Origin of the sequence: Microcystis sp. LE19-195.1E (assembly GCF_027532095.1) — a bacterium.
Lineage (GTDB): Bacteria > Cyanobacteriota > Cyanobacteriia > Cyanobacteriales > Microcystaceae > Microcystis > Microcystis aeruginosa.
Genome location: NZ_JAPZSZ010000099.1, coordinates 17,290 through 28,981, shown reverse-complemented (window position 1 = coordinate 28,981; position 11,692 = coordinate 17,290). Strand labels below are relative to the sequence as shown.

The window sequence follows — 11,692 nt, the reverse complement described above, 5'->3', positions numbered from 1 at the left end:
TGAAAATTTTTGCCTCAAACCCTATCTGCGTAAGGACTTCAGGATTTTGTGTCCAGTAGTCCCTTAGTATTATATTGCTTTAACTCAGGCTCTGTAAGACTTTGAGCCATAGCTAGTATATTTATACGGGGGAAGTTCAGTTTTATGGGAAACGCCGTAAAAATTATCGAAGCAGAAATTGAGGACTATAGCCTAAACACCAGCGATTGAAGCCCCTTTTTGACTGTTAACCCCCTTAACCCAGAGATTATGGATGCTTTTAGTCCCTTTCCTCCTGACTGGACAGAGAATGCTGTTCACGCCTACAATTTTTGTTGTCCTTACTGTGGGGCAAAAGCTAAAGAAGCTCAGGCCGTTTGGATCAATCGCCGCGCTCCCGTTTTAGGAGAAGATTCTCGACGTAAATGGCAGGAATTCTATCATTGTCAATGCGATCGAGTTTGGTGGGCCTGGAGTAGTGATCGAGCTGCCGAAAATAAGTAATTCTGAATCGGGAATGGAAAATATGGCCGATGTCTATGTTTCTTGGGATGAATACCATCGTCTGATCGAAAAATTAGCAGTAAAAATCGATCATTCTGGTTGGCAATTTGCTCAGATTGTCTGTTTAGCTAAGGGAGGATTGCGCGTCGGTGACATTCTCTGTCGTCTTTTTCGTCAACCCCTAGCCATTCTCTACGCTGCTTCCTACGGGGGGCAAAATCATCAAATTCGGGGAGAATTAACTATTTCCTCGAATTTAGCCATGATCGAAGCCAAATTAAAGAGTCCCTTGTTATTAGTGGATGATTTAGTCGATTCGGGAATCACTCTCCAAAAAACCTCGATTTTATTGCAGGAAAAATACGGGATTACCAATATCAAAACTGCGGTGATCTGGTACAAAGCGGCATCAAGAATCAAACCTGACTATTATGTGGAATATTACCCCGATAATCCTTGGATTCATCAACCCTTCGAGCGTTACGAGTTAATTACACCCAAAGACCTCCTAGAATAAATTCAGTTTAGCATCAGCTTAGAGAGTCCCCCTTTAAAAATCTCACCAAAGAAGATTGATATCTGAAATCGGCAACGTCATCTATTCTCCGTAGGATTCAGCAGTAATTTTACCCCGAAAAACGATGTAATTATAAACTGTATAGGCTAGTAAAATTGGGATTAAAAAACCCACAAAAGTCAGCATAAACACCAAAGAACTAGGGGCGGCCGCCGCTTGATAAATTGTCACTGACGGGGGAATAATATCGGGGAAAATCAACAATCCCAAACCGATAAAAGAGAGCATAAACAGCAATACTGTCCAGACCATGGGGGTGTTTTCTTCTTTTAGTTGCAAACTCCGCAGTAATAAACCCAGTAAGACCACAGCTAGAATCGGGATGAGGATAAAGATGTAAATTAGTCGAGGGTCAAATAAACGCTGACGGATATGGTCAGAAAGCAGCGGCGTACTGATGGTGATAAAGACAGCACCGATAAAAGTGGTAATAGCGGCAATTTTTGCCGTTTTATAGTGAACTTCCTGTAAATTACCCGTAGTTTTCAGAATTAGGTAAGTGGAACCCACTAAAACATAAGCTTGGATTAAAGTTAAAGAAACTAGAATCGATCGCCATGTTAACCAATCAAAGGGGCCGCCGGCAAAATGACCCAATTCATCCACTTTAATGCCCTCAAAAACCGCACCGAGGGCGAATCCTTGCCCCAAAGCGGCCAAAAAACTGCCGAGTCCGAAGGCATAATTCCAGAACAACTTGCGACGAGAATGTTCACGAAACTCGAAGGAAACAGCCCGAAATAACAGCCCCACCACCATAATCACTGCCGGCAGGTATAAAGCGTTTAAAATTGTCCCGTAAGCTAGGGGAAACGCCCCAAACAGGGAACCACCCATCAAGACAATCCAAGTTTCGTTAGCATCCCAAACATTGCCCAAACTGGTCATTAAAATACTGCGACGCTTCTCGGAGGAGGAAGTCAGGGAAAGAATTCCCACCCCCAAGTCAAAACCATCGAGAAGGACGTAGAGAAACAGGAATAAACCCAGAATAAAAAACCAAATTTGTGGCAAAAAATACTGTAACGGTTCCATAGTTCCTCCTATTGTTGCGCTTCTAGGGAACGAGGATTTAGTTCGGGTGAGGTCACTTTTTCCTCTTGAGTCCCCGGCAGTGGTAAGTTAAGATTGGGTCCCTGACGGATAATAAGACTGCCAAAATAGAGAGCAGAAACCAAGAAAACGACATAAATCGCCGTAATTCCGATTAAAGAGGTTAAAATCTCGCCTGCGGGCAGTTTAGAAGCAGCATCCACTGTCCGGATTTGATTGTAAACTGTCCAGGGTTGACGACCGACACAACGGACAATCCAACCGGTTTCAACCGCAAGATAACCCAGAGGGGCTGCAAAAACCCAAGCGCGCAGTAACCATTTTTGACTGTCGATTTTTTCGTTACTCAGTTGACCGCGCAGCCATTGCCCGACAGTTACAGTCATTAAAGAAGCAAGAAAAAGACCGATAGCGACCATAATCCGGAAGGAATAATAGATTAGCCCCACCATGTGCGGTCTGTCTTCGTATTTCCACGTTTTTAAGCCGAGAACAGGTTCCGATAACTTGGGTTTTAATTCCAAAAGATAACCCAAAGCATTAGGAATCTTCACTTCCCAGCTATTTGTCTCCGCTTTATCCTTGGGTAAAGCAACCAAACTCCAACCGGCAGTTTCTCCCGCAGGAATGGTTTCCCATTGCGCTTCCATGGCGGCTAATTTAGCCGGTTGATAGTGATACACTTGTTCGGCACTAAGATGACCGACAAAAATTTGCAAGGGGGCGATAACAATCGCTAGAGTAAGAACAATTTTGAGAGAACGACTAAAAAAGCTAATGTGACGTTTATTGAGCAAATACCAAGCACTAATACCACCAATGACGAAAAGAGAAGTTTCCAGAGTAGCGAAAAACATATGCAGGAAACTATTAACCATGAAGGGATTGAGAATCGCTTGTAGGTAATCCTGAACGATAAATTTACCATCCACGAAAATGCCGCCGGCGGGGGTTTGCAGCCAAGAATTAGCGGTTAAAATCCAGAAAGTGGAAAGATTAGCCCCAAAAGCGACGAGAATTGTCGCTAGGAAGTGAATTAACGGGGGAACTCGTCCCCAACCAAACAACATAATTCCTAGAAAACTAGCCTCTAGCATAAAGGCCATGGTTCCCTCGAAACCGAGGATAGTTCCGAAAAAGTCCCCCACCGCTTCCGAAAAAGGCGCCCAATTCATGCCAAACTGAAAAGCCATCGGTAAACCAGAAGCAACTCCAATGCCGAAATTGAGAATGTAAAGTTTTGACCAGAAGCGAGCGTGATGATAGTAGTCAGGATTGCGGGTTTTTAGCCATAATCCTTCGACAATAACTAGATAGATGCCCATACCAGTGGTTAACACCGGCCAAAGCATATGGAAAATAGCGGTGATGGCGAATTGTATCCGCGACAAAGCGACGGGATTGGCAAGTAAATCCATGATTATAATCTTTAAACGATCGTGAAGATATGATAAGCACCTATAATACTTAGCCAGTAATGCCCTGAAAAGGCAAGGGTAAATAGGGATTATACAGATTGTTTTTAGATTTATGCGATCGCTTTGGTGTTAGTCAATGACTTAGTTAGTATTCTTGTATTATATTGGGAGGAAAACTCAGAAAAATTGCTAGAATATTAGCCTGATTAATTAATTTTCCCCTCGATCGAGTATGACTTTCTCCTCAGCCGCAGACTTTCAAGATGAATTTGATGTCATCGTCGTCGGGGCGGGCCATTCCGGCTGTGAAGCGGCCCTAGCTTGCGCCCGTCTCGGTTGTCGTACCCTTCTCCTCACTCTTAATCTCGATAAAATCGCTTGGCAACCCTGTAACCCCGCCGTCGGTGGTCCGGCTAAATCCCAATTAACCCACGAAGTGGACGCTTTAGGCGGCGAAATTGGCAAAATGGCCGACCGCACCTATCTGCAAAAACGGGTTCTTAATGCCTCTCGCGGACCGGCAGTCTGGGCCCTACGGGCCCAAACCGATAAACGGGAATACGCGGCGGTGATGAAAGGTATCGTCGAAACCCAGGCAAATCTGGTTATTCGGGAAGGCATGGCCACAGACCTGATTTTAGGGGCAAATGAGCAAGTTTTAGGGGTAGAAACCTATTTCGGCACTTGTTTCGCCGCTAAAGCCGTCATTTTAACCACTGGCACTTTTTTAGGCGGCAAAATCTGGATCGGCGGCAAGTCTATGGCCGCCGGACGCGCGGGCGAATTTGCGGCGGTGGGTTTAACAGAAACCCTAAATCGTCTCGGATTCGAGACTGGTCGTCTAAAAACTGGCACTCCTGCCCGTGTGGATAAGCGTTCGGTGGATTACTCCCGCATGGAACCGCAACCGCCCGATGAAGAGGTACGTTGGTTTAGTTTTGATCCGGAGGTGTGGATCGAACGGGAACAAATGAACTGTCATCTCACCCGCACCACGGCGGCAACTCATCAATTAATCAGAGATAATTTACATTTATCCCCCATTTATGGCGGTTTTATTGACTCCAAAGGACCGCGTTATTGTCCTAGTATTGAGGATAAAATCGTCCGTTTTGCCGATAAAGAAAGTCATCAAATTTTTATTGAACCGGAAGGGCGCGATATTCCCGAACTTTATATCCAAGGCTTTTCAACGGGACTGCCGGAAAATGTTCAATTAGCAATGCTGCGGACTTTACCCGGTTTAGAAAACTGTGTGATGCTGCGGGCTGCCTATGCAGTGGAATACGATTATTTACCGGCAACTCAGTGTTATCCAACCCTGATGACGAAGAAGATTGAGGGGTTATTTTGTGCGGGACAAATTAACGGCACAACCGGTTATGAAGAAGCGGCAGCCCAGGGACTGGTGGCGGGGATTAATGCGGCGCGGTTTGCTTTAGGAAAAGAGTTAATTGTTTTTCCCCGGGAGGAAAGTTATCTAGGAACTTTGGTCGATGATTTGTGTACCAAGGATCTGCGGGAACCCTATCGAATGTTAACCAGTCGTTCCGAATATCGCTTAGTATTGCGATCGGATAATGCCGATCAAAGATTAACACCTTTAGGGCGAGAAATTGGTTTAATTGATGACCGGCGTTGGCAATTATTCCAAACTAAACAGACTAATATTATCGCCGAAAAAGAACGCCTACACGAAACCAGAATTAAAGAACGGGATGAAGTAGCAATCGCCATCGTTAAGGATACAGAACAAAAAATCAAAGGTTCTCTCTCTTTAGCGGATTTACTGCGTCGTCCTAGCTTGCATTATCTCGATCTTGATCGTTATGGTTTAGGTAATCCCGATTTAAATTTAGCCGAAAGAGAAGGGGTAGAAATTGAGATTAAATATTCTGGTTATTTGAAGCGACAACAAAATCAAATCGACCAAATTAGTCGCCACAGTAACCGTCATTTATCCCCCGATATTGACTACATGAAAATCGAAACTTTGTCAATGGAATCGCGGGAAAAATTAACAAAAATTAAACCCGCCACTATCGGCCAAGCCTCGCGAATTGGCGGAGTCAATCCTGCTGATATTAACGCTTTATTAGTATATTTAGAAATGCGGCAGATGTCGGCAGTTAAAAGTTAGGAAATAATCTCGATTTTAAGCGATCAAGAGTTATCATCGGCTGCTTAATTAGGGTTTGCTGAATAAATGTGAAATGTAGGCAAGGTAAGGGTTTTGTGGCTTTACGAGCGAAACAGGTGCAAGATTTTGAGAGAATCATGCTTCAAAACCTTGCGTCTTCATCGGCCCGCCTCCTGTAGGGGCGAAGCATTCGGGCAATAACCTATCGGTGAAACCGTAGATTTTCTATCCGAATGCTTCGCCCGTACTTTTTGCCGCAAACCCTACTTAAGTTTAAATGAAGTATGACGGGATTTGGCATCATCCCCAGCATTAAGATAAATCCTATAAAATACCTTTAGTTTTTAACAAGAAAATTCGCTAATCGGAGAAAAGGTGAGGAGAGAAAGCTTAGGAAAGCCGATAGGAGCCGTGACGTTGGGCATAATAATCGAGAATTGCCGTCACCAGAGGGCGATCGCTTTCCTGAAAAGTCTCGGTATAGTTAATTTCTAGACTACCGATCTGACTTTGATGATAATCGAATTGTTGGAACTGCTGGGGAGTGAGATGGGTTTCGACCCCCTGAACCTGTTCTAAATGGCTGGCTAACTCCCGATAGATAGCCAAGGGCATTCGCGGATAAATAATGGTTTGTTTTTGTTGAATAGCAATCGATCGCACGGGTTTTATTCTCCTGATTCGGAAACATTATAGCTGATCGAGGCTTGCGGTGCGGCGGCGGGTTCGGGGACAGCATCCCCTAAACGACGGGTAATAGTTCGACCGTATTGTTCTAAGACAATATAGGGGTTATCGGGATTAGTATCGATCGCTTTAACTAAAATTAAACCATTAGAGAGAGTAGAACCGGGGATAACTCGACGTTCCGTGGCTTCTCCGGGGGCTTTCACGATCGCCATAGCAGTGGTAGGTAACTGGACGATGCCCGATACTTGCACTTCTTCCGCTTCCGTCGGTTGCGGTGGTGGTGGCGGCCCTTTCACTATCGGTGGTCTGGGAGTGGGACGATTGCCTACGGATGCGGATGGGGGTGCGGCTGCCGGACGATTGCCCATTGGTGCGGCTGCGGCTATCGTAATATTTGGTTGTAGGGGAAAGGGGGCAAAGGGATCGCTGCGACCGCGATTAATTTCTGCCCGTTTTTGGTCGGGGTCGGTAGCGGGAATCAATCCCGCTACCCTTGGGGGGGTTGGTTCGGTGGCCGGTTGCACAGCACCGCTAAAGGCCGGTGGTTGGGCAGCCGGGGGACTGGGAGAGGGGGTGGGGGTTTCTTGGCTGGGCGGTGGGGATTGATTAGCTTGGTTAGAAGCTGGACATCCCACCAACAATAAAGCGACACTCCCCACCGATAGGATTAGCGGCAATTTTTTCATACGGAAACAAAGACAAAATGGCCTGGTCGGATAACTTTAGATACTAACATAACATTTGTTTCCCAGAAATCTAGGCCGATGATGGGGGGAAAGTCAGGAGCTTTGCCCCGCTAGTCCAGTTTTAATACTGACTACCGGATTTGCGATGACCGATGGCGGTGACACCGTTACTATCCAAAACTTGACCCCGCTCGACGGTAGCATAGACTAACCAGCGATCGCCGCAGAGTTGTCGCTCTTTGACCGTACACTCTAGATAGGCGAGACTTTCGCTTAAAATCAGACAGCCATTTTCCCCGACTTGGGTTTCTAATCCCGTAAAGACATCGCCGCCGGATTTGATGCGATTGGAAAAATGACGGCGTAAATTGCGCCCTTCCTTGAGAATATTCAAGGTAAAGGCGGTTCCGGAGTTAATTAGGCGATCGGCGGCTTGTTCGTCAGCAACGGCGATAATTAGCCCCGGGGGGTTAAAACTGGCTTGGGATACCCAAGAGGTCAGGAAACCAGCATGATCCTCGCCCTGACGAGTGGTGAGAACAGAGAGGGAACCGACAATCCGACCAACGGCCTGGGCAGTGCGATCGATTTGTGTTTCGGTCATTCCCTGTTGGGGAACCCGCAATTTTTTGGTTTTTTTCAAGGCCCTGGCGAAGGTTTCTCCAGCTAAATAACCTGCTTGTAAACAGCTTTCTGTGGGGCTAAAACGCACGCGCAAGGATTCAAAACCGAGGCGATAATTAGCATCTTTGAGTTTAGTTTCAATTAAATCTACAGCTTCCCCACTCCAACCGTAGGAACCAAAAACCCCGGCTAATTTAGTTTTTGCTGCCGTGGAAAGAACGATTCCTAAAGCGGTTTGGATCTGGGTAGGAGCGTGACCGGCTAAGGTGGGAGAACCGATAATAAATCCGTCACAATTTTCGATCGCTTGACTAATTTCGGCGGGGGTGGCAAACTCACAATTTATTGATTCTACGGCCAGATCATTTTCTAATAATCCTCGTTCGATCGAGCGGGCCAGGGTGGCAGTATTTCCGTAGGCAGAAGCATATAATAAAGCCACTTGTAGAGGTCGAGTTTTTTGTTCTTGACACCAATAACGATAATCGTGGGCAAGACGACTAAGACTATGACGAATTATCGGACCGTGGGCGGGTGCATAATATTGGGCGGGAAATTCTTTAATTTTGTCGAGGGCTGTTTCTACCGCTTTGGATTGCACGGCATGGAGACAATCAAAATAATAACGACGATCCGCGTCTAATTGTTTCCAATTTTCATCCCAAAGAGCGTCACTGCACAGATGTACACTAAAGAATTTATCGCTGTATAAAATTTGGGTTTTTTGGTCAAAAGTGCAGATACCATCAGGCCAGCGCGGCGTAGGGACATTAATAAAACTTAGTTGATGACCTTGCCCTAAATCAAGGATTTCATCGCTTCGTATGCCCAAAATTTGGGCATCGGGAAAGGCATTTTTAAGGGTATTGACGGCAGATTTAGAACAGAGGATGGTGATTTGATGGGTGGCGGCTAATAAGGCCTTTAAAGTGACGATACGGTTGGGATTAACGTGACTGAGAATCAGATAATCGAGACGATGTAAGGAGATATATTGACGAATTTCTTCTAAATAAATTTCGGTGAAGGATTCTCCAGGGGGATCGATTAAGGCGGTTTTATCGCCACAGATAAGATAGGAATTAGCGGTGGTTCCCCGTTGACGAGCATATTCTATTTCAAATTTTAATCTGTCCCAAGTACGGGAGCGAAAAACCCAAGTTTTATCGGCAATTTCTGCGGTTTGAACATCGCGGGAGCGATTATTAATAGCAGGATTGGGAATTAAGGTATTAGTGGTCATAATTGTTAAGTTGGGTGTTGGGTGTTGGGTGTGGGGTGTGGGGTGTGGGGTGTGGGGTGTGGGGTGTGGGGTGTGGGAAGAATAAATAAAAATAATCTCCTGACTCCTGACTCCTGACTCCTGACTCCTGACTCCTGAATCCTGTCTCCTGTCTCCTGTCTCCCATCCCCTTCTAACTGATAACTGACTAAATTTTGCTGTTTATTTCAGTTAATTCTTTAACTAAATGTTGACGATAACGTTCAGAAACTTTTTGTTCAGGATCGATACCTTCAAAGGTGGGAGGAAGCCAAACTCTTAACACCATTAATGTACCGAGAACTATTAGAAAAGCACAGGCAGCTAATACTTGTGTCCAATTAGTTTCTAGGACTCCTCTGACAATTAATTCTCGCAAAACCGAGACGATAGAAACTTCCACGGCAACACCGATAGAAACTCGTTTTTCTTGCAAATAAATAATCAACAATCGGAACAATTCTACTAGAATTAAGAGGAATAAAATATCGGCGGTAATAATCCGAAATTGAATCGGTGGCAGCAGAGACATAAACATTTCTCTGACTTCTAACACCATGAAGCTAAATAAACCGATACAGAGAGAAATGACAATTAAATCTTGAATCATTTCTAAGACTTGCACTACTCGCACCATCATTGGGGAAGGGTTTTTAATTGGTTCGTACATTTTATTTCTCCTAAGATTGATAGAATTTGGTGTTAGGAAAGTGGGGAAGTAGGGTGATGGGGGGATGGGAAGAATAAATAAAAATAACCTCCTGACTCCTGATAACTGATAACTGATAACTGTTAATAATGATTGCCAACTTTGCGATGATGGACAGCAGTTAAGGTATCTAAACGGGCAACTCGTCCGGTATTAACGGTACAATAAACTACCCAATGATCGCCGCAATCTAAACGACTGGTGACTTCACATTCTATGTAAGCTAAGGCATCGGCTAAAATTGGTGATCCATTATTGGCAGTATAGGTTTTAATGCCTTCAAAACGATTGGCACCGGGAGAGAAACGCTTGAGGAAATGTTTCATTAATTTCTGGTAATTATCCTCAGCTAAAACATTTAAAACAAAGGTATCGCTAGGCTGTAAAAAGGATACCATTGCCCGATCTTTGGCCACTGCAATCGCCACACCTAAAGGATTTAAACTTGCTTGTGTCACCCAAGAGGCAATCATGGCACTAGATAAATCGGCTTTTTGGGAAGTAATTAGATACAATCCGGTACTAATACGGCCTAAAGCTCTTTCTAAGTCGTTGTTAATCGATTTAATTTGTTTAATCGTTTTTTCTCGGCTTAACCATTGGCCGAGGTCGGTTCCTGCTTCATCGGCAATAAAATCGAGGGATTGATTGGGATTATCTTTAACTAAAAGAGGAGGAAAAGCTTCGATGGCGACCATTTCCTGTAATTTATTTCTCAAGGGAAAAATTGGTTCATCTTCCCCACCTCCTGACTCAAATAATCCTACCGCTTGTTTGCCATTAACTGCAGCAAGAATTGTGCTTAAAATCGTCTGGTTAGTCAGGGAAGATTGGGGAGGCATTCCGATGACAACTCCCTTAGACTGATTGATTAATTCTCTGACTTCGTGGGGATCAGCATTATTCATATCGACTAATTCTGTCACCACATCAGTTTTAGTCAAACCCTGACTAATCATAGTAGCTAAATGTTCGCTTTGTCCGTAATCTTGGGTAAAGAATATAGCCACTAAAGTATCGGCAGAAGTTTGTTCTTGACTCCAAGTTTGATAGCGTCCCACCCAATCAGAAATATGGTGTTTTAATAGGGGACCGTGACCGGTGGCAATGAGATTAATCTCAAATTTCTCGATTCTTTTAATTGCCCCTAAAACTGAACGAGCATTCGGTCGCATCAGACAGTCATAATAGGTTTGAAAATCGGCTTCTAGCAGGTCTTTTTCTCGATCGTAGATTTGATCATCACAAAAGTGCATTCCGAAAGCATCACAGGTAAAAAGGGTGGCAGTTTTAGCATCAAAAGTGAAGATAGTATCAGGCCAATGAAGATTAGGGGCTGAAACAAATTCTAAGACATGACCATTGCCTAAATCTAAAGTATCACCACTTTTAACGATTAACTGTTTAAAGGGTCTGTGTACCATGTTTTCGAGGAATTGCATGGCAACTTTCGCCCCAACCACGGTAACTTCTGGGACTAATTCCAAAACTTCTTTGACTAAACCACTGTGGTCGGGTTCGGTGTGACTGATAATTAAATAATCAAGATGATTGATGTTGATTAGTTTAGTTAATTCCTCCAGATAAAGGCGATCGAATTTGCGGTGAGATGTATCAATTAGGGCGGTTTTTTCCCCTTGAATAACAAAAGAGTTATAAGTGGTACCGTTTTCTAAACCAAATTCGATATCAAAACGATCGCGATCCCAATCCAAACAGCGCAAGGTAAAAGTATTTTCGGCGATTTCTTGGATTTGTGTGGTTAAACGGCTGGTTTTAGCGGGTTTTGGGGTGATTAAAGCAACCATAATTTTTATCTCCCACAGGATTTGATTCGGAACTGCATTTGCTTAATTCCTATGGTGACTTGCTTTCAGCGATTTGTAAAATACCAATTACTCAAGTAAATGATTAGCTAGATTTATATAACCTTTTCTCTATGATTGCGAGTATTAATTTGAGTGCTGGCCTTGCCGAATCAAGATCTGAATACTAAATCCGGTTATTAAAGACTGATTATTTATTGCCCCTTTTGCCTCTTGCATGAGTGC

At 44.2% G+C, this 11,692-nt stretch carries 11 protein-coding genes; 3 read left to right on the top strand and 8 right to left on the bottom strand.

Annotation, left to right across the window (positions count from 1 at the left end):
• Window positions 1-249: 249 nt before the first annotated feature.
• Together O9300_RS06155 and O9300_RS06150 are read left to right on the top strand one after the other, a co-directional pair.
• A complete protein-coding gene (locus O9300_RS06155) occupies window positions 250-483 on the top strand; it encodes a hypothetical protein (RefSeq protein ID WP_287970658.1) in 234 nt (77 codons plus the stop codon).
• Window positions 484-505: 22 nt separating this feature from the next.
• Window positions 506-1,000: a phosphoribosyltransferase gene (locus O9300_RS06150; RefSeq protein ID WP_039899628.1), complete on the top strand. Its 495-nt coding sequence runs from the start codon at window positions 506-508 to the stop codon at window positions 998-1,000.
• An 81-nt stretch (window positions 1,001-1,081) separates the two neighbouring features.
• Here O9300_RS06150 and cydB read toward each other — a convergent pair whose 3' ends face one another.
• Both cydB and O9300_RS06140 read right to left on the bottom strand, forming a co-directional pair.
• Complete coding sequence (gene cydB, locus O9300_RS06145) at window positions 1,082-2,095, bottom strand: cytochrome d ubiquinol oxidase subunit II (protein ID WP_002753098.1); 1,014 nt, start codon at window positions 2,093-2,095, stop codon at window positions 1,082-1,084.
• Between the two features lie 8 nt (window positions 2,096-2,103).
• Window positions 2,104-3,531 (bottom strand): cytochrome ubiquinol oxidase subunit I, encoded by a 1,428-nt coding sequence (locus O9300_RS06140; RefSeq protein ID WP_287970656.1) that lies wholly within the window; start codon window positions 3,529-3,531, stop codon window positions 2,104-2,106.
• 232 nt (window positions 3,532-3,763) lie between these two features.
• On the opposite strand from O9300_RS06140, the gene mnmG reads away from it, so the two are divergent.
• Window positions 3,764-5,671 (top strand): tRNA uridine-5-carboxymethylaminomethyl(34) synthesis enzyme MnmG, encoded by a 1,908-nt coding sequence (gene mnmG / locus O9300_RS06135; RefSeq protein ID WP_287970654.1) that lies wholly within the window; start codon window positions 3,764-3,766, stop codon window positions 5,669-5,671.
• Between the two features lie 390 nt (window positions 5,672-6,061).
• Here mnmG and O9300_RS06130 read toward each other — a convergent pair whose 3' ends face one another.
• The 6 genes from O9300_RS06130 to O9300_RS06105 all read right to left on the bottom strand — a co-directional run bounded on the left by O9300_RS06130 (window position 6,062) and on the right by O9300_RS06105 (window position 11,449).
• Window positions 6,062-6,334 (bottom strand): hypothetical protein, encoded by a 273-nt coding sequence (locus tag O9300_RS06130; protein ID WP_190720580.1) that lies wholly within the window; start codon window positions 6,332-6,334, stop codon window positions 6,062-6,064.
• 5 nt (window positions 6,335-6,339) lie between these two features.
• Window positions 6,340-7,047: a hypothetical protein gene (locus tag O9300_RS06125; RefSeq protein ID WP_287970651.1), complete on the bottom strand. Its 708-nt coding sequence runs from the start codon at window positions 7,045-7,047 to the stop codon at window positions 6,340-6,342.
• 121 nt (window positions 7,048-7,168) lie between these two features.
• Complete coding sequence (locus O9300_RS06120; RefSeq protein ID WP_287970649.1) at window positions 7,169-8,914, bottom strand: diflavin flavoprotein; 1,746 nt, start codon at window positions 8,912-8,914, stop codon at window positions 7,169-7,171.
• The gene (locus O9300_RS06115; RefSeq protein WP_287970647.1) at window positions 8,904-9,080 is read right to left on the bottom strand and encodes a hypothetical protein; all 177 of its coding nucleotides are present in this window, start codon (window positions 9,078-9,080) and stop codon (window positions 8,904-8,906) included. Before O9300_RS06115 ends, O9300_RS06120 begins: the two co-directional genes overlap by 11 nt.
• Window positions 9,081-9,101: 21 nt before the next feature.
• The gene (locus O9300_RS06110) at window positions 9,102-9,602 is read right to left on the bottom strand and encodes a phosphate-starvation-inducible PsiE family protein (RefSeq protein WP_002763297.1); all 501 of its coding nucleotides are present in this window, start codon (window positions 9,600-9,602) and stop codon (window positions 9,102-9,104) included.
• A 122-nt stretch (window positions 9,603-9,724) separates the two neighbouring features.
• A complete protein-coding gene (locus tag O9300_RS06105; RefSeq protein WP_287970645.1) occupies window positions 9,725-11,449 on the bottom strand; it encodes a diflavin flavoprotein in 1,725 nt (574 codons plus the stop codon).
• Window positions 11,450-11,692 lie beyond the last annotated feature (243 nt).